The following is a 25278-nucleotide window of genomic DNA, read 5'->3' as shown; positions in this document are numbered from 1 at the left end:
TTATGCTGAATAAGCATCAAGGCTCTTATAGATTGATCGTCAGCACGTTATTTTGCTCAGCCAAGCTGGCGAGCAAGGAAATACTTCATTCAAAGGAAAGATCGTAACATGAACAAACTGACTGGAACCGTAAAATGGTTTAACGATGAAAAAGGCTTTGGCTTCATTTCTGGTGCTGATGGCAAGGATGTATTCGTTCACTACAGTGCAATTCAGGCTCAGGGCCGCCGCACTCTGCACGAAGGCCAGAGCGTTGAATTTATCGTAACAGATGGTCAGAAAGGTCCACAGGCGAGCGAAGTTATTGCACTGCCTTAATTTGGCTGAGCACCAAAAGTCTCAGAATAAAAAAACGCCGCAAATGCGGCGTTTTTTATATTCAGTACGTCAACGTCTTATTTGCGCCAGTTTTTGAACGCATTGATTAGGCCATTAGTTGAGCTGTCGTGGCTGCTGATCTCTTCAGCATTGTTCAGCTCTGGCAAGATGTTGTTGGCCAGCTGTTTACCCAGCTCAACGCCCCACTGATCGAAGCTGAAGATGTTCCAGATAACGCCCTGAGTGAAGATCTTGTGCTCGTACAGCGCGATCAGAGACCCCAGAACAGCAGGTGTTACCTGCTTAACCAGAATTGAGTTGGTTGGGCGGTTACCTTCAAATACTTTAAACGGAACCAGATCTTTCACTTCGTCCAGAGACTTACCTGCTGCAACGAATTCAGCTTCTACCTGCTCTTTAGTCTTACCGAATGCCAGTGCTTCAGTCTGAGCGAAGAAGTTCGCCATCAGCTTAGGATGGTGATCGCTCAACGGATTGTGGCTAAGAGCTGGTGCAATGAAGTCACAAGGGATCAGCTTAGTACCCTGGTGGATCAGCTGGTAGAACGCGTGCTGACCGTTAGTGCCTGGTTCACCCCAGATGATTGGGCCAGTCTGGTAGTCAATTGGGTTACCGCCACGGTCTACACACTTACCGTTAGATTCCATGTTGCCCTGCTGGAAGTAAGCCGCAAAGCGGTGCAGGTACTGGTCGTAAGGCAGGATAGCTTCAGATTCTGCACCGTGGAAGTTGTTGTACCAAATGCCAATCAGCGCAAGGATTACAGGCAGGTTTTCAGCCATAGGCGCTTCTGCAAAGTGCTTGTCCATTGCATGGGCACCTTCCAGAAGCTCAACAAAGTTATCGAAGCCAATAGACAGGCTAATTGACAGACCGATAGCAGAGCAAAGAGAGTAACGACCGCCAACCCAGTCCCAGAATTCGAACATGTTGTCAGTATCGATACCGAACTCAGCAACAGCAGAAGCGTTAGTAGACAGCGCAGCAAAGTGCTTAGCTACGTGTGCCTGATCCTGTGCTTGAGCCAGGAACCAGTCACGTGCAGAGTGCGCGTTAGTCATCGTTTCCTGGGTAGTGAATGTCTTAGATGCAATCAGGAACAGAGTTGTTTCCGGATTCAGTTTCTTCAGTGTCTCGGCAATATGAGTGCCGTCAACATTCGATACGAAGTGCAGGTTCAGGCGAGTTTTGTATGCAGCCAGCGCTTCAGTCACCATGTAAGGGCCAAGGTCAGAGCCACCGATACCGATGTTTACAACATCAGTGATTTCCTTACCGGTGTAACCTTTCCATTCACCATCAACGATGCGGGCTGTGAAGTGTTTCATCTTCTCCAGAACCGCATTCACGTTTGGCATTACATCTTCACCGTCAACCATGATCGGTGTATTGCTGCGGTTACGCAGAGCTGAGTGCAGTACTGCACGGCCTTCAGTCTGGTTGATCTTCTCACCGCTGAACAGATCAGCAATCGCTGCTTTAACTTCTGTTTGCTCTGCCAGATCAAGCAGCTTACTCATAGTCTCTTCTGTAATCAGGTTCTTTGAGTAATCCAGCAGGATGTCTGAACCGAAATTAGCCGAGAATTTAGCGAAACGCTCGCTGTCTTTTGCAAACAGCTCACTAAGCTGTAGATCCTGTGCCTCTTCAAAATGTGCTGTCAGTGCTTTCCAAGCAGGAGTCTGCGTTGGGTTGATGTTTTTCAACATGGTGAAGTTCCTGATTTTTTAATTTTAATCCATCGGCTTTATCAGACTGATCCTGCCCATGGATCCCCGATATTCTTAAATGTTGTCAATTGTAGCGCAACCTGCTGGCCTGGCTATATTTTTGTAATTTTACGACTTGTGACAAATTATGACGTGAAGATATCCCAAGCTTCATTGAGTCAGGTCACGAAAACCGAGAGTAAATAATAGACGTAAAGCATCTGCATGAATACAGTAATCAACTAAGATTGCAGCAAAACGATAACAAAAGGGCGAACAGATGTGGTTTCAAAAAACGATTCAGCTAAAACCTCGTAGCCGGGGGTTTCATCTGATAACCGATGAAATTGAACAACAAATCCCGGAGCTTCAGCAGTATCAAGTTGGCCTGCTTCACTGTTTTATTCAGCACACCTCCGCCAGCCTGACAATCAATGAAAATGCCGATCCGACCGTACGCAGCGACATGGAAGCCCATTTCAACAAGTCAGTACCGGAGCGGGCTTCATATTACCGTCACACTTATGAAGGTGATGATGACATGCCGGCACATATCAAAACCTCAACCCTGGGCAACAGCCTGATGATTCCGATCACACAAGGCCGCCTGGCACTGGGGACTTGGCAGGGGATCTACCTCGGGGAACACAGAGATTTCGGTGGCAGCCGCCGGGTGGTCATAACGATTCAGGGCGAATAAGCACGCAATCCATTCAACAGATACAAAAAAGCCGCAGCAAACGCTGCGGCTTTCAAAACCTTGGTTGCCACCCAAATCAAAGCTACTTGGTCTGGGCTATCCGGCTAATTAACAATAAGCCATGGCAACGCGGGATGTCAGCTTGGTCACCAGCTCATAAGCGATGGTACCGATGTGTTCAGCCACCACTTCTGCCGGCAGGCCTTCGCCCCACAAAATCGCTTCATCGCCGACTTTATCGGTCGCATCCGGTCCCAAATCCACCGTCAGCATGTCCATCGACACTCGGCCAGCCATAGGAACAACACGGCCATTAACTAACACAGGTGTGCCGTTTGGTGCTGTACGCGGGTAACCGTCACCGTAACCGATAGCAATAACGCCCACTTTGGTATCTCGCTCACTGGTCCAGATGCCACCATAGCCGACTTTCTCGCCTTTCTTAACATCCCTGACGGCAATCAGGCTGGAGGTCAGTGTCATCACCGGCTTCATGCCATAAGAGGCAGCCGAACGCTCTGGCTCCACAAAAGGAGAAACACCGTACATGATGATACCCGGGCGGATCCATTCCAGATGGCTGTCAGGCCAGGCCAGAATCCCCCCAGATGCCGCCAGCGAGCGTTCTCCGCTACATCCTTCAGTCAAAGACAGGAAGGTATTGATTTGCTGACAGGTCACATCACTTTCAAGCTCATCAGCGCAGCCAAAATGGCTCATGTAACGCAGCGGCTTAGCGACATTTTTACAGGCATGAAGACGCTCGACGAACTCCTGAAACTGTTCAGGGCGTACGCCAAGGCGATGCATGCCGGTATCGATTTTCAGCCACACCACAACGGGCCCGTCCAGCTTCGCTTGCTCAAGCGCTTCAAGCTGTTCGATAGAATGAACCACGGTGTGGATATTGTTAGTCACCAGTACAGGCAAATCCGACGGCGCGTAAAAACCTTCCAATAAAAGCACCGGCTTAACAACACCTTTGGCCCGCAAGGCCAACGCCTCTTCGATGCGGGCAACACCAAAACCATCAACATCAGGCAGGCTTGTAGCCACATGCGCCAGGCCGTGCCCGTAGCCGTTGGCCTTCACTACCGCCAGAATTTTGCTGTGTGGTGCCTGTAACCGGATTTGGCTGAGATTGTGAATCAGCGCTTCCGTGTTGATATAAGCTGTCGCTGCTTTCATTGAAAATCCTATACTCATTTGTTCAAACTGGCGCAATCATCCGTTGCTCCAGTGATAAAGAAAACTGCCGTTTACTCCTCGTCGAAGGCCGGGCCGGCGTAGTTGTCGAAGCGTGAGAACTGCCCCTGGAAGGTCAAACGTACCGAACCGATCGGACCGTTACGCTGCTTACCGATGATGATTTCTGCAATCCCCTTCAGAGCACTGTCTTCGTGGTACACCTCGTCACGGTAGATGAACATGATCAAGTCGGCATCCTGCTCAATCGCACCGGATTCACGAAGGTCCGAGTTAACCGGGCGTTTATCAGCACGTTGTTCCAGCGATCGGTTAAGCTGCGACAGAGCAACCACAGGCACATTAAGCTCTTTCGCCAGCGCCTTAAGGGAGCGGGAAATTTCGGCAATTTCCAGGGTACGGTTGTCCTGCAAGCCTGGAACACGCATCAGCTGAAGGTAGTCGACCATGATCAGGCTTAAGCCACCGTGATCACGGGCAACCCGGCGAGCACGGGAGCGAACTTCAGTCGGTGTCAAACCTGAACTGTCATCAATGTACATGTTTTTCTTCTCCATCAGGATCCCCATGGTAGAAGAAATACGTGCCCAGTCTTCGTCATCCAGCTGACCAGTACGGATCTTAGTCTGGTCGACCCGAGACAGGGACGCCAGCATACGCATCATGATCTGTTCTGAAGGCATCTCCAACGAGAAGATAAGCACCGGCTTATCCTGTTCCATGGCTGCGTTTTCACACAGGTTCATGGCAAAGGTTGTTTTACCCATCGACGGACGCGCTGCCACGATGATCAAATCTGAACCCTGCAGACCTGCGGTTTTCTTGTTCAAGTCGGTAAAACCGGTCGAAACACCAGTCACACCATCCTGAGGGCTCTGATACAACAGCTCGATACGTTCCAGCGTTTTCTCAAGGATATTATCGACATTCTGCGGGCCTTCATTTTCAGAGGTGCGCTGTTCCGCAATGGCGAAAACCTTACTCTCTGCCATATCGAGCAGATCTTCACTGGTGCGACCCTGCGGGTCATAACCGGCATCGGCAATCTCATTCGCCACACCAATCATGTCGCGGATCAGTGCACGCTCACGGACAATCTCAGCATAGGCCGAAATATTGGCCGCTGACGGGGTGTTTTTGGCCAATTCCGCCAGGTAGGCAAAGCCGCCGACATCTTCCAGCTGATCCGACTGTTCAAGGTGCTCCGACAGAGTGATCAGATCCAATGGCTGACCGTTTTCGAGTAAAACCGAAGCACCCTCGAAAATCATCCGGTGAGGACGACTATAGAAATCTTTTGCGACGACTTTTTCTGCCACCGTATCCCATTTTTCATTGTCCAGCATCAGGCCGCCTAGGACGGACTGTTCTGCCTCCAGCGAGTGCGGCGGCATCTTAGCTGCATCCATCTGGGAATCTTTGGATTTATACGGTTTACTTTTCTCTGCCATAGGAATTGCGTGGTTACCGGAAAAAACTGAGCGGTGCATTATACCTTATTCAAACAGACTCTGAGCACCAATCTCATTAATACATCAAATAATAGTGAGGAAAGGATCAACATCCCAGTGTCAGGTTAACTCATCAGCATTATGTCGCGAAATCATGCCAGCTGCGCACATGAATACAATTCCTGACCAAATAATGACATTTATAGGGTAAAATCTGTGGTTTGCTTCCATATTTACTACTTGCCCGCTATCCAAAGGAGGACTCTTGGCAAGATACCTGATGGTCTTATTGCTACTTGCCAATACTGCCGCCTATGCAGACGACGAGGATGCCCCGACCAAGCCACCCTCACCCTGGACCAGCGAACTGGAGCTTGGTTACCAGTCATTGGGGGGGAACTCCGACTCTGAATCCCTGAATACCCGCGTAGGGCTGACCTATGTAAAGAAGCAGCTGCGTCAAACCGTCGAAGCCAAATACCTACTGGCAGAAAAAGATGGTGAGGAAGACAAGCGTAAAGGCCAGCTTGAGCTGCAGAGTGACCTTAAGGTCAACGAGAAAACCTATGTGCTGGGCAACGCCAACTACGTAGATGACAAGTATGGGCCATACTTTACGGATTTCACCCTATCAACCGGTCTGGGTTACCAGTTATTGCGATTAGAGACCTTTCAGATGGAAGTCGAACTCGGTCCAGGTTACCGTCATCAGGAACCCAATATCGACGAAATTGATGATGACGATATCATCGTACAGGAAACAGTGGATGAGTTGATCCTCCGTGCCAACACCAAGTTTACCTGGAAACCATCGAAAAACGTCGAACTCAGCGGTCGTGTTACCGGTATTGCTGGCAACAGTAACAGTACCCTCGAAGCTCAGATTAACCTGACCAGTGCCGTGACTGAAAATATCGCCATCAAAATCAGCAACACCCAAAAGTTAAACAGCTGGGTACCGGAAGGGCTGAAAAAGCGCGATTCCACCATGACTATTAACCTGCTTTTCAAAATCTGATAAAGGACGGTCAGATTTTCCCAAACCTCAAACGCAAAAAAGCCAGCCCGAAGGCTGGCTTTTCCACTTATTAACGCTAAAAGCTATTACTCAGCAGCAACAACGTTTAGGTTAACAGTTGCGAATACGTCAGAGTGCAGCTGGATGCTGATCTCGAATTCGCCAGTCGTGCGCAGAGCGCCTTCTGGTAGACGAACTTCGCTCTTCGCTACTTCAACGCCAGCTGCAGTGATTGCATCAGCGATGTCACGAGTACCGATAGAACCGAATAGTTTACCTTCGTCACCAGCTTTAGAAGCGATAACTACAGCTTCTAGAGCGTTGATTTTCTCAGCGCGTGCTTCAGCAGCAGACAGTTGCTCAGCAACTTTAGCTTCTAGCTCAGCACGACGAGCTTCGAACATCTCAACGTTAGCTTTAGTAGCCATTACTGCCTTACCCTGTGGGATAAGGAAGTTACGTGCATAACCCGCTTTAACGTTAACCTGATCGCCTAGGCCACCCAGGTTACCGATTTTATCAAGTAGAATAACTTGCATTATCTTGTCCTCTTAAACTTAATTAAACCGCTACCGATTACTGATGCTTGTCAGTGTATGGTAGAAGTGCTAGGTAACGAGAACGCTTGATAGCGCGAGCTAGCTGACGCTGGTATTTAGCGCGAGTACCAGTGATACGGCTTGGTACGATTTTACCAGCTTCAGTGATGTAGTTTTTCAGAGTTGCTACGTCTTTGTAGTCAATCTCTTGTACGCCTTCTGCAGTGAAACGGCAGAACTTACGACGACGGAAGAAACGTGCCATGGGCTTATCTCCTGAACTAAATTTTTTCAATGTGGTCAGCATGTAACACTAATTTACCGATACCATTCCGACCGGTTTGGTATGAGACAAAGCCTCCTACCTTAATGTGACTGCCGACAGCTAAATCTTGAGTGAGAACTTGTTGACCTTGCCCGCTAACCACCACGTTGATGTAACAATACACCTGGCGTGGTAAATCAGCTTCTTGCTGGTAAGAACGATGCTCAAGCACAAAGTGACAATGAGGAATTCCTGCCAGCGACCGGCTTCGTTTGGGTTCTTTGGCGATAACGCCAGACAACTCCAGACGATTGGTCATCCAATATTACTCAGCTGCTTCTTCGCCTTTAGATTGTGCAGGTTCTGCACGCTCTTCACGACGTGGGGCACGCTCTTCTTTAGCCTTCATCATTGGAGATGGCTCAGTGATAGCGCCTTTGGTGCGCATGATCATGTTACGGATCACAGCGTCGTTGAAGCGGAAGTTAGACTCCAGCTCGTCGATTACAGACTGCTCAGCTTCAACGTTCATCAGAACGTAGTGTGCTTTGTGCAGTTTGTTGATTGGGTAAGCCAGTTGACGACGGCCCCAATCTTCTAGACGGTGAATCTGACCACCAGAATCTTTGATTGCACCAGTGTAGCGCTCGATCATGCCAGCAACTTGCTCGCTCTGATCTGGGTGCACCATGAATACGATTTCGTAATGACGCATTGGTTGCTCCTTACGGATTTATCAGCTTCTCTAGTTGGCTCGGTCATCCATGAGAAGCAAGGAACTAAAAAAAGAACCGAGAATTTGGAGGCAGAATAGTACAGAGAATGGGCAATCTAAGCAAGCGAATTTTAAAAAAGAAACAAGGTGCGAGACGCCGAAAATGGCAAGCCCTGTGAACATTGCAGCAATTTTACTTGCTTAACATTCACAGGGCTGCTTTTCTCGAAACTCGTTACTGACTAACACGCTTCTTATTCAGAGAGCCAAAGGCCACAAAGCCGCTACTTCCCTGACTGTTACTGACGCTGACGCACCGCCTCAAACAGGCAGATACCGGTCGCTACCGATACGTTCAAGCTGGATACTGAACCAGCCATCGGAATTTTGATCAAATCATCACAGGTTTCGCGGGTCAGACGGCGCATACCTTCACCTTCAGCTCCCATCACAATCGCCAACGGGCCTGTCAGCTTACTGTGGTAGATATCGTGTGTCGCTTCACCGGCAGTGCCGACAACCCATACACCTTGCTCCTGCAGCGCTCGCAGCGTACGAGCCAGGTTAGTGACGCGTACCAGTGGCACCACTTCTGCAGCACCACAAGCTACTTTGCTGGCTGTCGCATTCAGCTGGGCTGAACGATCTTTCGGTACAATCACCGCTACCGCACCCGCAGCGTCGGCATTTCGCAGACAGGCACCCAGGTTGTGCGGATCTGTTACACCATCCAATACCAGCAGCAACGGATTTTCTTTACCTGCCAGTATATCTTCCAGGTCATTTTCGTTGTACTGCTTCCCCGGACGCACTCGGGCGACAATTCCCTGGTGCGAAGCGCCCCTGACTTTGTCATCCAGCGCCTTACGGCCAGCCTGCTGGATAGTGATACCCAACATCTGCAGCTCATTCAGCACTGGCAGCAGACGCTCGTCCTGACGACCTTTCAGGACAAACACTTCAATAAAGCGTGCAGGATCCGACGCCAAAACGGCTTTAACGGCATGAATGCCGAAAATCATGTCATTACTCATTGGTTATTTCTTCTTTGCTGCCCGTTCTTTCTTACCAGCACGTTGCTTCTTCTTACGTGCCTTGGTGGATTTCTTTTTCGGCTTTTGGGTATCTTCTTGTTTGCTACCTTTTTTGCCTTTCGGTGGCTTGTCCCCCTCAATCTGAGGCACTGCACCATCTTTAAGCATCTGGCGTACCGAGCGACGCTCTTTTTTCGCCTTGCTCCGGTGCTCCTGCTGAGCCTCGCCTTCTTCAACCCGATAGACTTTCAGGCTCTGACGCTTCAGCCCATCCGCTTTACGCATACGCTGCTTTTTCTCGCGATTCTTGACTGTTTTACCAGCACCACGCGGCTTGCGGCCACTGCCAACAATATCAAAGTCAATTTGACGATCATTAAGGTTAATCGCCGCCACCTTGACCTTCACCGGATCACCTAAGCGATATACCTGACCGGAACTGTCACCAATCAAACGCTGACCGATAGCATCATACTGGTAGTAATCATTTGCCAGATTCGAAATGTGCACCAGACCGTCAATGTTCAGTTCGTTCAGGCGAACAAAGAAACCAAAACCAGTTACATTGGCAATCACCCCGTCGAACTCATCACCGACGTGATCCTGCATGTACTCACACTTCAGCCAGTCCGCAACATCACGGGTTGCATCGTCAGCACGACGCTCTGTCATTGAGCATTGCTCACCCAGAGTATCCATATCATCGAAGGAGTAATGGTAACCACCCGACGGAGTCCAGCGATCTTTGTTGGTACCTTCCTGTTTCGCTATCAGGTACTTAAGCGCACGGTGCAGAGTCAAATCCGGGTAACGGCGGATTGGCGATGTAAAGTGAGCATACTGCTTAAGAGCCAAACCGAAGTGGCCGATATTGTCAGCCTGGTAAACCGCCTGCTTCATCGAACGCAGCAGCATGGTCTGGATCAGCTCTTTATCCGGACGATTCTGGATCAGCGTTGCAAGTGCCGCATAGTCTCGCGGAGACGGCTCAAGGCCACCGGACAACTGCAGGCTCAATTCACCCAGGAAGTCACGGAAACCGGTCAGACGCTCTTCACCCGGGGCATCGTGAACTCGGTATAGAGCCGGTTCTTTGGCTTTTTCGACAAAGCGAGCCGAGGCAATATTGGCCAGGATCATACATTCTTCGATGATCTTGTGCGCATCGTTACGCTCAGCAGGGACGATACGGTCAATTTTGCGGTCAGCGTTGAAAATGAACTGGGTTTCCACTGTTTCAAATTCAATTGCACCACGAAGCTCACGCTCAGCTTTCAGCACCTTATACATACCGTACAGCTCTTCAAGGTGTGGAACCAGCGGCTTATAACGCTCGCGCAGTTCTTCGTCACCTTCAAGCATCTTGCTGACCTTGGTGTAAGTCAGGCGAGCATGTGAATTCATCACCGCTTCGTAGTGCTTATATCCAGACAACTTGCCGCTTTCCGAGATAGTCATCTCACAAACCATACACAGGCGATCTACCTGTGGGTTAAGCGAACACAGGCCATTGGACAGCACTTCCGGCAGCATAGGGATAACCTGTGACGGGAAGTACACCGAGTTACCACGCTTAACGGCTTCATTATCCAGTGCAGAGTCAGGGCGAACGTAATGGCTTACATCAGCGATGGCAACCCACAGGCGCCAGCCGCCGGAGCGCTTGCGTTCACAGTAAACGGCATCATCGAAATCACGGGCATCTTCACCATCAATCGTAACCAGTGGCAAATCACGCAGATCGACACGACCTTTTTTGGCCTCTTCCGGTACTTCTTCACCCAGCCCCTGGATCTGCTTTTCGACCTCAGTCGGCCATTCATTTGGAATATCATGGGTACGCAAAGCAATTTCAATTTCCATCCCGGGAGCCATGTTCTCACCCAGAACTTCAACCACTTTACCGATGGCATTGTGCTGACGGGTTGCCCGCTGATGGATCTCAACCACAACCACGTTACCCATACGGGCCCCCATACGCTCATCATTCGGGATCACAATGTCCTGAGCAATGCGGGAATCGTCCGGCACCACGTAGCCAAGGCCATCTTCAATAAAGAAGCGCCCCACAATCTGACCAGTGTATTGCTGTAGCACACGGACAACTCGACCTTCGCGACGGCCTCGCTTATCCGTTCCCGCAACTTGGGCAAGGATATAGTCACCATGGATCACTCCACGCATCTGGTGCGCCGGCAACAGTAAATCTTCTTCTTTGGCATTCGCCCCTTCCGGACGCAAGAAACCAAAACCATCGCGGTGACCAATAACATGGCCCTTGATCAAATCAAGACGCTCCGGCAGAGCATAACACTGGCGACGGGTGTAAATAAGCTGACCATCTCGCTCCATCGCACGCAGGCGACGGCGCAGGCCTTCATATTGGTCATCTCCTTCAAGCTTCAGCTCAGCAAATAGCTGATCCCGGCTGACAGGAGTACTAAAACCACGAATTACTTCAAGAAGCATCTCGCGGCTTGGAATTGGGTTTTCGTATTTTGATGCTTCGCGATCGCGAAAAGGGTCGACCGGTAAATCGGTAGTACCTTTGGACATAATCAGATCCATATTGGCGAAGATATAACCATAGTATATCCGGGCCATAGGTGAACAGACGGGAGCAAAGTTCAATTTCTTTACTCCACAGAACAACTTAAGAAGTTATTGGTTGGCTCAGTTATGAGGCAGCAGGTTGATCCAGCAAAACCCGAAGCGGTGAGTTATCATCAATCACACTTGCCAGGGTATGTTTGTCCAGTTCAGCTAAAAATGCTGTTCTTGCTGCGTCAAAAATCCCTTTCAACCGGCAAGCCGGGGTGATATGGCAAAACTCCGGACTGCAGTTCACAATCTGCAGCGGCTCGATCGCGCGTACCACATCGCCAATGACAATTTTGTCAGCAGGCATACCTAAACGGATACCGCCATTTTTACCACGCACGGTTTCAACGTAACCCAACTGGCCTAATCTATTGATAATTTTGACCATATGGTTACGTGACACGTTATAAATCTCGGTCACTTTCGAAATACTGGCCAACTCCCCTTCAGGTAACGTTGCCAGGTAAATCAGGGCCCGCAAGCCGTAATCGGTAAAACTTGTCAGTTGCACAATAACTCCTCCTGCCGCCATTTTAATCGCGTTATTGACTAAAAGATACAGATCATATACAAGTTATAAGATGCATTATAAATACAACTATTAATGAGAAAGTAATGATTAGTCAAAACACCATCAATACAATTAAAGCCACTGCTCCGCTGCTGGCACAAACCGGCCCGGCCCTTACCGCCCATTTTTACCAACGTATGTTCAGCCATAATCCTGAACTGAAAGATATTTTCAACATGAGTAACCAGCGTAACGGCGACCAGCGCGAAGCCTTGTTCAACGCTATTTGTGCTTATGCCAACAACATCGACAATCTTGCCGTGTTATTACCGGCAGTAGAAAAAATCGCGCATAAACATACCAGCTTTATGATCACCGCGGAGCAATATGCCATTGTCGGTCACCACTTGCTGGCTACCATTGATGGATTATTCTCGCCGGGACAGGAGGTTCTGGATGCATGGGGAGAAGCATACGGCGTGCTGGCCGATATATTCATCCAACGTGAAGAAAGTATCTATCAGGAAAATGAAAAACGGGAAGGCGGATGGCGCGGTACCCGCGAGTTTGAAGTTATAGAAAAAACGCAGGAAAGCAATGAGATCACCAGCTTCATTTTCAAGCCAGTTGATAACAAACCAGTCGCGACATTCAAACCCGGCCAATATCTCGGGATCTACCTGAAACCGGAAGGATTTGAGTACCAGGAGATCCGCCAGTACAGCCTGTCCGGCGCTCCGTGCAATGACAGCTACCGGATCTCAGTCAAGCGCGAAGAAAACGGCAAAGTTTCCAATTACCTGCACAATGAGCTGCAGGTCGGTGACAAAGTCAGGCTCGCCCCGCCTGCCGGCGACTTCTTCCTAGATATAGAACCGACAACACCAGTCGCATTAATCTCCGGTGGTGTCGGCTTAACACCAACCCTGTCGATGCTGGAAAGCCTGACGGCTCACCAAGCTGAAGTCCACTGGTTGCATGCAGCAGAAAACGGTCACCATCACGCCTTCAAAGACCACATCACAAACTTGGCGAAACATCATCAGCACATCAGTGCCACTATCTGGTATCACCAGCCTCAGGACTCCGATCGTCCGGGTGAAGATTACCAACATGCAGGACTGATGGATCTCAAACAACTCACAACCCAGCTGACAATTCCGGACATGCACTACTATTTCTGCGGTCCGATTGGTTTCATGCAATACATTGCCAAGCAGCTCATCGATATGGGAGTGTCCGAATCACATCTACACTATGAGTGCTTCGGCCCGCATAAGGTTCTTTAATACTAAGAAGCAAAGTGTGAAAACGAAATATATGCAGTAGAAACGCAAAGAGAGGCCAACTGGCCTCTCTTTTATTGTTCATCTTGTGGTAGCACTAACGCTCATGCCTACCAAAATACGTCCCGTCGCTTTGCCCTGGCAATCACATTGGCCGGCATGCGATTTTCCAGGCCACGACGCAGTTTGGTGATCTTACTGTGCACAGAGCTACTTGCTGTCACCGTGTTGTATAGCCAACGATAGGCATCTTCAAAATCCAACGGACTACCGTAATTACTAAGCAACAGCTCAGCTAACTGAATGCGAGCATCAACATTGCCCATGGCTGCAGCTTCACGCAGATACGGAATTGCCCGCTCACGATCCTGCTGAACCAGAGTGCCGGTCGCATAATAACGCCCCAGTTGTTCAAGAGCGGCTGGCGATCCCTGATGAGCTGCCGACTGCATGTAGTAAACACCCAGTTCAACATCACGATCAACACAAACGCCCCAGGCCAGCATATCGCCATACAAAAACTGATACGACGGGGACTCTACCCGCTGTGCCCGTGCTTCAATATCCTGGACCAGCTGACATTCATCAGCCTTTACCCGCTGAAGATGACTATTGGATTCAAACAAACGGATCAGTTCACCATCGGTATAAACAGGTACTGCATCGCCTACATCCTCTAATGCATAAGCGGGTGCCGCTGCCAGCAATGTTAAAAGAAGCAGTTTACGCAGTTTCATGAACTAATCTCAGTTGAACCGTAGTTAACTTATCGGCAAGGGCAAAACAGACTTTAACCTCTTTTACCAAAAAAACGGCAATCTATTGCCGCTTGAATATTTGGCACAGCCAAGCTATTGATACAAATGTTTTTTCAATATTTGGGATCAGTATCTTTACTTGCCTCCCGGCAAAGAGGCATAAAAAAACCAACCCCGGAGGGTTGGTTTTTATCGAACGTCATCAAAGGCGATGATTATTCACCGTATGGGTGAACCTTGATGATAGTTTCGTTACGGTCTGGGCCTGTTGAGATGATGTCAACTGGCACACCAGTTAGCTCTTCGATGCGAGCGATGTAATCTAGTGCCGCTTGTGGAAGCGCATCTAGAGACTTAGCACCGAATGTGTTTTCAGACCAGCCAGGTACGGTTTCGTAGATTGGCTCGATGTTTTCGTAAGCGTCTGCCGCCATTGGAGACACTTCTAGGATTTCGCCATCTTTAGTCTTGTAACCAGTACAGATCTTGATCTCTTCCAGGCCATCTAGTACGTCTAGCTTGGTTAGACAGAAGCCTGAGATTGAGTTGATCTGAATAGCGCGACGCATAGCTACTGCATCGAACCAACCAGTACGACGTAGACGACCTGTAGTTGCGCCAAACTCGTTACCTACTTCACCTAGGTGCTTACCAACTGGGTCTTGCTTATCTTGACCATCGTATAGCTCAGTTGGGAATGGACCAGCACCAACACGTGTGCAGTATGCTTTCGCAATACCCAGAATATAACCCAGGTGACGAGGACCGAAGCCAGAACCTGCAGCAACACCACCAGCAGTAGTGTTAGAAGAAGTTACATACGGGTAAGTACCGTGGTCGATGTCTAGAAGAGTACCTTGCGCACCTTCGAACATGATCTTGTCGCCACGCTGACGCGCGTCATCAAGTTCTTTAGTTACGTCGATAACCATAGAAGTCAGAACATCAGCTTGCGCCATGATGTTTTCCAGAACTTCTTCGTAGCTTACAGGCTCTGCATTGTAGTAGTGCTCAAGCTGGAAGTTGTGGAAAGCCATAACTTCTTTAAGCTTCTCAGCAAATGCTTCTTTGTCGAACAGGTCGCCAACACGCAGGCCACGACGAGCAACTTTATCTTCGTAAGCTGGACCGATACCACGGCCAGTTGTACCGATCGCTTTTTTACCGCGAGCAACTTCACGAGCCTGGTCTAGAGCGATGTGGTATGGAAGGATTAGCGGACAAGCTTCTGACAGGAACAGGCGTTCACGAACTGGGATACCACGTTCTTCAAGTGGGCCCATTTCTTTCATCAGAGCATCTGGAGAAAGTACAACACCGTTACCGATGATACATTTAACGTTGTCACGCAGGATACCTGATGGGATCAGGTGAAGGACAGTTTTTTCACCGTCAATGACAAGGGTGTGACCAGCGTTGTGGCCACCTTGGTAGCGCACTACATATTTTGCATCTTCGGTCAAAAGATCAACGATCTTCCCCTTACCTTCGTCACCCCACTGGGTGCCAAGAACGACTACATTATTTGCCATCTTTCTTCGTCTATCAGTAGTTAAAAAGGGATTCTAGCACCTTAAAGGCCGCGTTGCAGTCATTTTTTAACCATAGGCAGCTTTTCGACTGGCACCGCATCACGATATCGTGAAACCAGAATTTACATACTAGTGTACATCATATAAGCAATCACACTGCCCGCCACCACCAGGCAACCACCAATGCGCCGCAAGGTGTTGTCATTCTGCTGGCTAAGCTGGCTCACCATTTCCCGCCAGCCGCGTGGTGCAAGCAATGGACCCAAGCCTTCAAAAATCAACACCAGGCCCAATGCCAGCCAAATAGCTTTACTCATTTGTTCTTTCCTTATGCCGGAATCACAGCCCGGTCTCGCGAAAATTATTATATAACGGCAAAAAAAAAGACAAGGCCAAAGCCTTGTCTTTCAATTCAGATAGCTACTGGTTAGTTAGCAACACCGTTAGCATCTTTCATGTACTTGAAGAAGTCACTGTTCGGGTCAACAACCAGAATGTCACTCTTCGACTTGAAGCTGTTCTCGTATGCTTTCAATGAACGCAGGAAGTCAAAGAATTCCGGGTTCTTATTGAATGCTGCAGAGTAAATTTCAGCAGACTTCGCATCAGCCGAGCCTCGAAGAACACGAGCTTCACGATCAGCTGCTGCCAGAATCTTAGCGACTTCCAGCTCAGACTGAGCGCGAATTACTTCTGCCTTCTCACGGCCTTGCGAACGGTGCTTACGAGCAACTGATTCACGTTCAGCACGCATACGACGGTAGATAGACTCACTGATCTCATCTGGCAGGTTGATTTTCTTCATTCGGAAATCAACTACTGCAACGCCCAAGTCTTTAGCCGCACTAATCTGGATATCAGCAAGTACATTATCCATGATTTCGTCGCGCTGGCCTTCAACCTCTTTACGAGGAGCAACTTCTGCAACAATTTCTGTTGCTGGCGCATCGCTTTCATCAGAGGCAACTGCGTTAGCATCAACCTGCTTACCACGATCCGGACCAGACACAATCTGCTTGATTTCACGCGAACCGATTTCAGCACGCAGACTATCAACCACTTTACGTTTCAGCAGAGCCTCAGCTGTAGAAGCATCACCACCACCGGTACTCAGGTAGTACTGGCCGAAGTCTTCGATACGCCACTTCACGTAGGTATCGATGATAACGTCTTTTTTCTCAGCCGTTACGAAACGGTCAGCTTGGTCATCCATAGTCTGGATACGAGCATCAAGCATACGAACACGGTCAAATACCGGCACCTTGAAGTGCAGGCCTGGTTCGTAGATACGTGCAATTTCGGTGTTATCATCTTTCAGAATACGACCGAAACGTACCACGATACCGCGCTCACCTTCCTGAACGACAAACATCGACATCAGCAGGGTAGCAACAAAGATGACAATCACCGGGATCATTAACTTACGCATAATTAATATCTCCCCTGACGACCAGTATCCGGACGTGGTGACGTCGTTACCGGCGCTGTTTCAACTTTTTCCAGCTCAATACCGAACGAACTGCTTGATGTGCTGCTCTTCGGTTGTGCGCTGCGCTCCGAAGGGGAGATCAGCTTATCCAAAGGCAGATAAAGCAGGTTGCCGCTAGAGTTAGAGTCAATCATCACTTTGCTGGTATTGCCGTAAACGCGTTCCATCGTTTCCAGGTACAGACGATTGCGTGTTACTTCTTGCGCAGCCAGGTACTCAGGTAGCAGCTTTTCAAACTGAGCCACTTCACCAAGTGCACCGTTAACAACCTTTTCAGAGTAACCCTGAGCTTCTTTCTTCAGACGCTCAGCACGACCGGTTGCCTTCGGCAAGATGTCGTTGCTGTAAGCTTCTGCTTCACGAACAAAACGTTCCTCATCCTCTCGAGCAGCAATCGCATCATCAAATGCATCTTTTACTGCTTCCGGTGGACGTGCTGACTGGAAGTTCACATCGACAACCAAGATACCCATATCGTACTTCTGGATGATCTTGTCAATCGCTTCCTGTGTGTTAGCACGGATCGTTTGACGGCCCGTTGTCAGTGCTTCGTCCATTGTCGAGTCACCGATCACTGCACGCAGTGCAGAGTCAGTAGCCTGACGCAGGCTATCATCAGCATTCGTTACGCTATACAGGTACTTCTTAGGTTCAGAAACACGGTACTGGACGTCCATTTCAACTTTCAGTACGTTTTCATCTTTCGTCAGCATCAAGCCAGAGCTACGCAGCGAACGGATCGCCTGTACGTTTACAGCTTCCACTTTATCAACGAAAGTTGGTTTCCAGTTCAGACCCGGATCGACGATTTCATAGAACTTACCGAAACGAAGTACAACACCACGTTCCGCTTCGCCAATCGTATAGAAACCCGAAAATGCCCATACAGCTGCAGCAATTACGGCCAACGCCCCCAATCCGACAGCACTGCCGCCAGTCGAAGGTCCTCGCTTATTCCCAAAAATACCACCGAATTTACGACTCAGTTTTGAAAAAACTTCATCGAGATCCGGCGGACCTTGATCACGACCACCGCGATTATTATTCCCCCAAGGGTCTTTATCACGGCCGCCGTTGTTTCCAGGCTCATTCCACGCCATTATAGAACTCCATCAATATGATATGACGACAGTTTTTTTATTACTCTAGCAGTCCATTAAGCAACGATAAAGTCATCTAACGAAGTACTTTCTCTTTTTTGTAACCGAGACCACTCTGTCATTGGCAGGCGAATATCAATCGTCAGGCTGCCATCAGATTCATATTCTTCGCGCAAGATACATCCAAGCTGATAAAACTTGCTGCGGTAACGACCAATCAAATGCGGCGGCAATCGCAGGGTATGCTTCACCATTGTGCCGGACAAGCGTTCAGTGAGGGCTTCAAAAAGCAAGTCGATCCCCAGCCCTTCCATCGCAGAAACCCAGACTCGACGAGGAATGCCATCCTCATCTCGCTCAATTCGAGGTTCTGCATCTTCCAGGTTGTCGATCTTGTTCATCACTACCAGCATCGGCACTTCTGATGCATCGATCTCTTCCAGCACCTCATTTACCGCATCAATATTTTCACGGAAACGATCATCGCTGGCATCTACCACATGCAGCAGCAAAGTTGCATCCTGCGTTTCTTTCAGTGTGGCTTTAAACGCCGCTACCAAATCATGTGGCAAGTGACGAATGAACCCAACGGTATCCGCCAAAATCGTTGCACCGACATCAGCAACATCGATCTTTCGCAAAGTCGGATCCAAGGTTGCAAACAGCTGATCGGCTGCATATACCCCGGCATCCGTCACCCGGTTAAACAGGGTGGACTTCCCGGCGTTGGTGTAACCTACCAGAGAGATAGTCGGAATTTCAGCCCGATTTCGAGCCCGACGTCCCTGCTCCCGCTGCTTGGACACTTTTTCCAATCGGCGCAATATGGTTTTAATTCGATCCCGCAACAGACGTCGGTCTGTTTCCAACTGAGTTTCACCCGGACCACGCAAGCCAATACCACCCTTCTGTCGTTCAAGGTGGGTCCAACCGCGGATCAATCGAGTAGAAATGTGGCGAAGTTGGGCTAGCTCAACCTGCAGCTTACCTTCGTGGGTTCGTGCGCGCTGGGCAAAGATATCAAGGATCAGACCGGTTCGGTCTAACACCCTACATTTGCAAATGCGCTCCAAGTTACGCTCTTGCGCTGGAGAGAGGGAGTGGTTGAAAATGACAATCTCGGCTTCTTCAGCCCGTACCGCGTCGGCAATTTCCTGTGCTTTACCTTCTCCCACGTAATACTTAGGGTGGGGAGTTTTACGACTACCTGTTACCACACGTAGCGTATTCACTCCCGCCGAGGAGACCAGCATTTCAAACTCGCTTAAGTCTTCCCATTCCCCTTCTTGCGTGAAGTTGATATGAACAAGAATCGCCTGCTCACCGGCTTCATAACGGTCAAACAAGCAATCAACTCCTTATTGAAGAACGATTATTCTTCAGTTTTTTCCTGAGAACGCTCAGCAGGAGCCTGACGCTCACCTGCGTGATGGTGGTTAACCGGACGAGCAGGAACCACTGTTGAGATCGCGTGCTTGTATACCATCTGGTTCACAGTGTTCTTCAGTAGGATCACGAACTGATCGAAAGACTCAATCTGGCCCTGTAGCTTGATGCCGTTTACCAGGTAAATAGAGACCGGGATTCTTTCACGACGCAGCGCATTCAAAAACGGGTCTTGTAGAGATTGCCCCTTAGCCATTATTTCTTTTCCTTATTTGTTTGTAGTTGTAGTTAGCAACGAACAAAAATTAAAAATACGCAAAACAGTGAGAGTATACACGCTAATCAAACGTCACATCTAATTGAGTTTGTGACGGTTTGTAACGATGTATCCACATCACTGCTATCCAACCACGTCAAATCTTTCCAGCTGCGAAGCCAGGTAATTTGACGCTTAGCCAATTGACGGGTAGCACAGATTCCGCGAAAAACCGCTTCGTCCAAATTGCAGCTCCCGTCCAAATAATCCCACATCTGTCGATAGCCAACGCAACGGATCGAGGGCAGATCGGGGTGAAGATCACCACGGTCATACAAAGCTCGAACTTCCTGTTCAAAGCCAGCTTCGATCATGTTGTCAAAACGTTGCTCGATTCTCTGATGCAGGACAGCCCTATCCTTGGGTGTAATTGCAAACTGGTGAACCTTATATGGTAAAGATTCACCCTGTGTTTTCGTCAGCTCAGTTAAAGTTTTACCTGAAATGCGGAAAACTTCCAATGCCCGAGACAAGCGCTGCGGATCATTGGGATGAATTCGTGCTCCGGATACAGGATCAATACGCACTAACTCGTCGTGCAAAGCCTGCCAGCCCTTTTCCTGGGCCTCACGCTCAATCTCTGCCCGGATCGCCGGATCCGCTGCCGGCAGTGGTGACAATCCTTCAAGTAGTGCCTTGAAGTAAAGCATAGTACCACCAACCAACAAAGGAATACGTCCTGCTGCAACTATATCAGCCATTTCTTTCAGTGCATCAGCACGAAAGTCTGCAGCCGAATAACTTTGCGCTGGATCACGAATATCGATAAGACGGTGAGGAGCGAGGGAAAGTTCCTGCTCGTCCGGCTTAGCGGTACCAATATCCATTCCTTTATAGATAAGGGCTGAATCAACACTTATCAACTCTACCGGGAGTTGCTGACGCAATCTTATTGCCAGATCTGTTTTTCCCGATGCGGTCGGCCCCATTAAAAAAATGGCCTGAGGTAGTGGCTTACTCATAAATTAAATGCTTCTATTGCTGCGCCGACATCAACCGGACGCAACAAGTTTTGATAATAGTCTTCAAGTGTCTCCCCCCATAACTGCTCCAGCTCAGTCACCAACTGAATCGCCTGTGACAAACTGAATGCATCGGTCGGGATCACTAATTGTGATGCTAACCAGTCCAGTAACTTATCCCACCCCTGAGCTTCCGGGTCCTCGGCCACCGAAGCCAGGTAACCCAGCAAGGTCGGGATCAGCTGTTGCAGGTTTTGCTGCCGAAGCGGCTGGCAGACCGACATAATAATCAGCCCGTTCCGGCCCTTGGCCTTTAATTGAATACCCAGCTGTTTCAGCAGCTGCGCATGTTGTTCGGCACATTCTATCATGCCTGGCTCAACAGGGATCGAATGCGGGATCAACAACGGCTGGGGTTTGAGCCCTTCACTTGCAGCTAGGCGCAGTTGCCCCTTATTGCGCAGGCGCTGGGCATAGTCCAGTGACAAAACAAACACTCCGTCATCACGGCTAAGCAGCAGAAAACGTTGCTCAAACAGACAAAGCGCTTTACCCAGACCAACACCGCAACTCGAATCGATAGCGTTCTGCTTTACCGGCGCAGCAAGCGATGGTTTTGCCGGAGCCAGTTCATAACGCTCTGGCATCTGCGGAGTCTGAACCTGTGACACAGCAGAGTCAATCTCATCCATCTGCGGCGTCTGCATTAATTGCTGGTAAGCACTGACTTCTTTTTTAGACGGAGCTTCATTGCCGTAATGTTGGGAATGACGAGGTTGTGATCCGCCAGATCTGGCTGCTGATGCGCCACTACCAGCATAATTCTGCCCGGCTGAGCGGTTATGACCAGAATAGTTAGCACCTGAGCTTGAGTGGTTGGCACCTGAATAACGAGAGCTGGAGTTATCATTACCCAAGTTATAGCTACCCGTTTTCTCACAGCTATCGCTATTACCTTCCCGACGACGTGGGGAATCAGAATCTCCCGAGGTTGGTAACCACTCACTTGGACTGGCTTTATTGGGATAATCCGGTGTCTGTGCCACAGCAGCCATCAAAGGAGACGGCTCAGCAATCTGGTTTTCCGATGCATCATAACCAGCAGAATTTGTTGCCACAGAGGCTGCCGCGCTGGCGCGCTGAACAGGCTGATAGACCGGTTCGCCCATTTCAAGCTGACTTTGATGCAGGGCACTTTGTAACCCCTGCAAAATAAAATCATGAACCAGACGAGCCTGATGGAAACGTACCTCATGTTTGGCCGGGTGAACGTTAACATCAACTTGGTGTGGGTCCACTTCGATAAACAAGACATAAGCCGCGTACTGATCCGGATTCAGGCTGGTTTCATACGCCTGACGTATAGCGTGGTTGATGAGCTTATCTTTCATCATCCGGCCATTAACGTAGCAATACTGGATATCGTTTTGCGCCCTGGCACCTTGCGGACTGCAAATCCAGCCGGACAGCTTAAGATCGCCATGGGCCAGCTCAACGGCCAGAGCATGGTTAAGGAAATTACTGCCACAAACCGCGGCCAAACGACGCTCTTTTTGTACCTGGGTCTGGGCAGCCCGGTATTGGCGGATCATTTTGCCGTTATGACGCAGGTTAATCGTGACATCAAACCGACTCAGGGCGATGCGCTTGAGCAGCTCATCAATGTGGCTAAACTCGGTTTTCTCGGTGCGCAGAAACTTACGCCGGGCCGGGGTATTGAAAAACAGATCCAGCACTTCCAGTGTTGTGCCGACCGGATGCGCAGCCGGTTTCAGCTTCACATCCATGTCGCGCCCTTCGGCATAAGCAGACCAGGCTTCTTCCTGCTCTGCCGTTTTCGACGTCAGCGTCAGGCGGGAAACAGAACTGATACTCGCCAAAGCCTCACCGCGAAAGCCGAGGCTCATGATTGCTTCCAGATCATCCAGTGTTGAGATCTTCGAAGTGGCATGACGACTCAGGGCCAAGCCCAGTTCATCTTTTGAAATCCCCTTACCGTTATCACGAATGCGAATCGTCCGGCTGCCGCCCTTGTCGATATCAATATCGATACGGGTTGCACCGGCATCCAAGCTGTTTTCTACCAGCTCTTTCACCACCGAAGCGGGGCGCTCAACAACTTCACCGGCAGCAATTTGGTTTGCCAGCCGGGCTGGCAAAATCTGAATAGGCATAATGCACTTCTAATCGGATTAACTTCTGGGAATCGTCAGCTTTTGGCCGACCGCCAGGGTATCGGTACGCAGTTTATTGGCCTCGCGAATACTAGCGACACTGGTCCCGTAACGGGATGCAATCTTACCCAGGAATTCGCCACGCTGGACTGTATGCTGGATAGGCTTAAGGTTACGGCCGTTAATCTTAAGTTTCTGGCCCACCGCCAGCTCATCAGAACGCAACTTGTTCAGGCTGCGGATACTGGCAACCGACACACCATAGTCTGCCGCTATTTTGCCAAGATACTCACCACGTTTCACCGTGTGATTCACTGTTTTCACTACAGCTTTCGCTGAGCGGGTAGACGCAACTGCCACCCCGCCCGGGATCACCAGTACCTGACCTACTTTCAAGGTATTACTGCGAAGATTATTCGCATGCTTCAGGTTCGACACCGACGTCCCGTATTTGGCGGCAATAATGCTAAGCGACTGGCCCGAAGTGACCTTATGCTTGATGCCATTTTTCCTGGACGCAAACAACGTACCTTGCGGTGGCTTAGCATTAAAGTAACTCAGTACCCCTTTATATACTGCGTTTGCCAGTTTGCTCTGGTGAGCACGGGAATTCAGCAGGCGCTCTTCCTTCGGGTTAGTAATAAACCCGGTTTCAACTAGCAGCGACGGGATATCCGGCGATTTTAATACTGCCAGGCTGGCGTGTTCCGGCTTACTCTTGTGCAGCGTAGTGATTTTGCTCAGCTCTTTCAGGACACGAGAGGCTACGTCATAGCCCTCTTTCTGGGAGTGACTGAACTGTAAGTCCAACACCGCCATGCTAAGGTACTGGTCATCGTTATCGCCAGACAGAACATCGCCACCACCGAGTAATTCAGACTGCTTCTCATGCTGCTCCAGCCAGCGACCAATCTCACTGTTGGCCCGGCGTGTATTGAGCACCCATACCGATGCCCCGCGCGGTTGCGGCTTATGGAAACCATCAGCATGGATAGAAACTAACAGGTGTGCTTTGTACTTACGGGCAATCTCCGAGCGCTTATTGAGATTAACAAAGTAGTCACCGCGACGGGTCAGTACCGCTTTCATACCCGGTGTTGCATCTATTTTCGCTGCAACCTTCCTGGCAATATCCATGGTGACATTCTTCTCATATTTTTTGCTCGGACCGATAGAGCCGGGATCTTCCCCGCCATGCCCGGCATCAACAGCAACCACGATATCGTCCGTGCCATAAGGCAACACGGCTTTCTTGTTTTCTGTCACCGACTTCTTTGACTTCAGTACCTGCGCCTTTACCGGCTTCTTGCTGTGCGGTAAATCCAAAACTAAACGGTGGCCGTAGTGACCGTCAGGGGTCGGTGACAATTTGAAAATAGTCGGGTTCACCCCCGCCTTGGTTTCAAACACCAGACGGTAAGAGCCCTTTTCCGGAGGACTACTGCTGCGGATCTTTTTCAGCACGGCACTGTCTTTAACCGTGAGCGGCAGCTTCGTCTTCAGCGACGTATTCTTGAGATCAACAACCAGTCGATCCGGCTTGGTCAGGGTAAAGTAAGAAAATACAGCCGCATCCTGTACGTCCAGAACAACCCGAGTTTCATCGGGCGCCGGCCAGACACGAATGCCCTTCAGCTCGTTGGCCATCACCAACGAACTGAACAATCCTGCCCCTGCTAATAACAAAACATGAAAAAAAGTCCGCGATGACATCCTGATCAACACAACTCCAAACGCTTGATCAAATTTAGACCATATTCATTATTTGCGGTAATCGTCGCTTTACGCTGATCGCCGCTGTAACGCATTTCAATTTCCAGATCAGGAGCTGGCAACAGCCCTTCACCTTTTTCCGGCCACTCAACCAGGCAAATTGCATCTTCAGTGAAATAATCACGGATCCCCATAAATTCCAGCTCTTCCGGATCAGCCAGTCGATACAGATCAAAGTGGTAAACATGCCACGGCGGCAGCTCGTAAGGTTCAACCAAAGTATATGTCGGACTTTTTACATTTCCGTTATGGCCCAGAGCACGGATAAAGCCGCGGCTGAACGTGGTTTTCCCCGCCCCCAAATCTCCGTGCAGAAAAATGGTTGTCTGTTGCTGACATGCTTGTGCTAATTTCAGGCCAAAATCTACTGTTGCCTGCTCATCGGCAAGAAGAGTTTCAAATTTTTGCATTGAT

The 25278-nt window shown here is 49.5% G+C and carries 25 protein-coding genes; 4 read left to right on the top strand and 21 right to left on the bottom strand.

What is annotated here, in order from left to right:
- The first annotated feature begins 108 nt into the window (after positions 1-108).
- Positions 109-318, top strand: coding sequence for a cold-shock protein (locus AACQ93_RS01670; protein ID WP_007470794.1), 210 nt, complete (start codon positions 109-111; stop codon positions 316-318).
- Between the two features lie 77 nt (positions 319-395).
- Here AACQ93_RS01670 and pgi read toward each other — a convergent pair whose 3' ends face one another.
- On the bottom strand, positions 396-2048 hold the full coding sequence (pgi, locus tag AACQ93_RS01665; protein WP_064601703.1) for a glucose-6-phosphate isomerase: 1653 nt from the start codon (positions 2046-2048) through the stop codon (positions 396-398).
- 280 nt (positions 2049-2328) lie between these two features.
- On the opposite strand from pgi, the gene AACQ93_RS01660 reads away from it, so the two are divergent.
- Entirely contained in the window at positions 2329-2748 is a 420-nt protein-coding gene (locus tag AACQ93_RS01660; protein ID WP_064601702.1) for a secondary thiamine-phosphate synthase enzyme YjbQ, read from the top strand.
- A 108-nt stretch (positions 2749-2856) separates the two neighbouring features.
- Here AACQ93_RS01660 and alr read toward each other — a convergent pair whose 3' ends face one another.
- The gene (alr, locus tag AACQ93_RS01655; RefSeq protein WP_064601700.1) at positions 2857-3936 is read right to left on the bottom strand and encodes an alanine racemase; all 1080 of its coding nucleotides are present in this window, start codon (positions 3934-3936) and stop codon (positions 2857-2859) included.
- Between the two features lie 71 nt (positions 3937-4007).
- Complete coding sequence (locus tag AACQ93_RS01650; protein ID WP_064606446.1) at positions 4008-5405, bottom strand: replicative DNA helicase; 1398 nt, start codon at positions 5403-5405, stop codon at positions 4008-4010.
- Positions 5406-5670: 265 nt separating this feature from the next.
- Here AACQ93_RS01650 and AACQ93_RS01645 point away from each other — a divergent pair, with 265 nt between their 5' ends.
- On the top strand, positions 5671-6423 hold the full coding sequence (locus AACQ93_RS01645) for a DUF481 domain-containing protein (protein WP_084418896.1): 753 nt from the start codon (positions 5671-5673) through the stop codon (positions 6421-6423).
- Between the two features lie 86 nt (positions 6424-6509).
- Here the strand turns inward: AACQ93_RS01645 and rplI are convergent, their stop codons facing one another.
- The 7 genes from rplI to nsrR form a co-directional block, all read right to left on the bottom strand.
- Complete coding sequence (gene rplI / locus AACQ93_RS01640) at positions 6510-6962, bottom strand: 50S ribosomal protein L9 (RefSeq protein WP_064601697.1); 453 nt, start codon at positions 6960-6962, stop codon at positions 6510-6512.
- Positions 6963-6999: 37 nt separating this feature from the next.
- Positions 7000-7227, bottom strand: a complete 228-nt coding sequence (gene rpsR, locus AACQ93_RS01635) for a 30S ribosomal protein S18 (protein WP_002539422.1) — start codon at positions 7225-7227, stop codon at positions 7000-7002.
- A 16-nt stretch (positions 7228-7243) separates the two neighbouring features.
- Positions 7244-7546, bottom strand: coding sequence for a primosomal replication protein N (priB, locus tag AACQ93_RS01630; protein WP_007470813.1), 303 nt, complete (start codon positions 7544-7546; stop codon positions 7244-7246).
- 6 nt (positions 7547-7552) lie between these two features.
- Positions 7553-7942, bottom strand: a complete 390-nt coding sequence (gene rpsF / locus AACQ93_RS01625) for a 30S ribosomal protein S6 (RefSeq protein ID WP_007470815.1) — start codon at positions 7940-7942, stop codon at positions 7553-7555.
- Positions 7943-8241: 299 nt separating this feature from the next.
- Positions 8242-8976, bottom strand: coding sequence for a 23S rRNA (guanosine(2251)-2'-O)-methyltransferase RlmB (rlmB, locus tag AACQ93_RS01620; RefSeq protein WP_064601695.1), 735 nt, complete (start codon positions 8974-8976; stop codon positions 8242-8244).
- Between the two features lie 3 nt (positions 8977-8979).
- Positions 8980-11532: a ribonuclease R gene (rnr, locus tag AACQ93_RS01615; RefSeq protein WP_064606444.1), complete on the bottom strand. Its 2553-nt coding sequence runs from the start codon at positions 11530-11532 to the stop codon at positions 8980-8982.
- A gap of 121 nt (positions 11533-11653) precedes the next feature.
- A complete protein-coding gene (nsrR, locus tag AACQ93_RS01610; protein ID WP_064601693.1) occupies positions 11654-12088 on the bottom strand; it encodes a nitric oxide-sensing transcriptional repressor NsrR in 435 nt (144 codons plus the stop codon).
- Positions 12089-12192: 104 nt separating this feature from the next.
- Here nsrR and hmpA point away from each other — a divergent pair, with 104 nt between their 5' ends.
- On the top strand, positions 12193-13377 hold the full coding sequence (gene hmpA, locus AACQ93_RS01605; protein WP_064601691.1) for an NO-inducible flavohemoprotein: 1185 nt from the start codon (positions 12193-12195) through the stop codon (positions 13375-13377).
- A gap of 107 nt (positions 13378-13484) precedes the next feature.
- On the opposite strand, the gene motX is transcribed toward hmpA, so the two are convergent.
- The 11 genes from motX to tsaE all read right to left on the bottom strand — a co-directional run bounded on the left by motX (position 13485) and on the right by tsaE (position 25274).
- Positions 13485-14111: a flagellar protein MotX gene (gene motX / locus AACQ93_RS01600; RefSeq protein ID WP_007470823.1), complete on the bottom strand. Its 627-nt coding sequence runs from the start codon at positions 14109-14111 to the stop codon at positions 13485-13487.
- Between the two features lie 236 nt (positions 14112-14347).
- Positions 14348-15664: an adenylosuccinate synthase gene (locus tag AACQ93_RS01595; RefSeq protein WP_007470825.1), complete on the bottom strand. Its 1317-nt coding sequence runs from the start codon at positions 15662-15664 to the stop codon at positions 14348-14350.
- A 122-nt stretch (positions 15665-15786) separates the two neighbouring features.
- Positions 15787-15981: a DUF2065 domain-containing protein gene (locus AACQ93_RS01590; RefSeq protein WP_007470829.1), complete on the bottom strand. Its 195-nt coding sequence runs from the start codon at positions 15979-15981 to the stop codon at positions 15787-15789.
- Positions 15982-16091: 110 nt separating this feature from the next.
- Positions 16092-17093 carry a protease modulator HflC gene (gene hflC, locus AACQ93_RS01585; protein ID WP_007470831.1) on the bottom strand — a complete coding sequence of 334 codons (1002 nt, stop codon included), beginning with the start codon at positions 17091-17093 and terminating at the stop codon, positions 16092-16094.
- A gap of 2 nt (positions 17094-17095) precedes the next feature.
- Positions 17096-18253: an FtsH protease activity modulator HflK gene (hflK, locus tag AACQ93_RS01580; protein ID WP_064601689.1), complete on the bottom strand. Its 1158-nt coding sequence runs from the start codon at positions 18251-18253 to the stop codon at positions 17096-17098.
- A gap of 56 nt (positions 18254-18309) precedes the next feature.
- Positions 18310-19599: a ribosome rescue GTPase HflX gene (gene hflX / locus AACQ93_RS01575; RefSeq protein WP_064601688.1), complete on the bottom strand. Its 1290-nt coding sequence runs from the start codon at positions 19597-19599 to the stop codon at positions 18310-18312.
- A gap of 26 nt (positions 19600-19625) precedes the next feature.
- Positions 19626-19895 carry an RNA chaperone Hfq gene (gene hfq / locus AACQ93_RS01570; protein WP_007470837.1) on the bottom strand — a complete coding sequence of 90 codons (270 nt, stop codon included), beginning with the start codon at positions 19893-19895 and terminating at the stop codon, positions 19626-19628.
- Between the two features lie 86 nt (positions 19896-19981).
- The gene (miaA, locus tag AACQ93_RS01565) at positions 19982-20917 is read right to left on the bottom strand and encodes a tRNA (adenosine(37)-N6)-dimethylallyltransferase MiaA (RefSeq protein ID WP_007470839.1); all 936 of its coding nucleotides are present in this window, start codon (positions 20915-20917) and stop codon (positions 19982-19984) included.
- Positions 20914-23091: a DNA mismatch repair endonuclease MutL gene (gene mutL / locus AACQ93_RS01560; protein WP_064601686.1), complete on the bottom strand. Its 2178-nt coding sequence runs from the start codon at positions 23089-23091 to the stop codon at positions 20914-20916. The genes miaA and mutL overlap by 4 nt, the downstream gene beginning before the upstream one ends.
- 18 nt (positions 23092-23109) lie before the next feature.
- Positions 23110-24804 carry a LysM peptidoglycan-binding domain-containing protein gene (locus AACQ93_RS01555; RefSeq protein ID WP_084418893.1) on the bottom strand — a complete coding sequence of 565 codons (1695 nt, stop codon included), beginning with the start codon at positions 24802-24804 and terminating at the stop codon, positions 23110-23112.
- Between the two features lie 5 nt (positions 24805-24809).
- A complete protein-coding gene (gene tsaE / locus AACQ93_RS01550; protein ID WP_007470845.1) occupies positions 24810-25274 on the bottom strand; it encodes a tRNA (adenosine(37)-N6)-threonylcarbamoyltransferase complex ATPase subunit type 1 TsaE in 465 nt (154 codons plus the stop codon).
- Between the last annotated feature and the right edge of the window lie 4 nt (positions 25275-25278).

The organism is Photobacterium sp. J15 (assembly GCF_963870815.1).
Taxonomy (GTDB): Bacteria; Pseudomonadota; Gammaproteobacteria; order Enterobacterales; family Vibrionaceae; genus Photobacterium; species Photobacterium marinum.
Note: the sequence above shows the minus strand (reverse complement) of the source record. Positions and strands in the feature narration are given on the sequence as shown.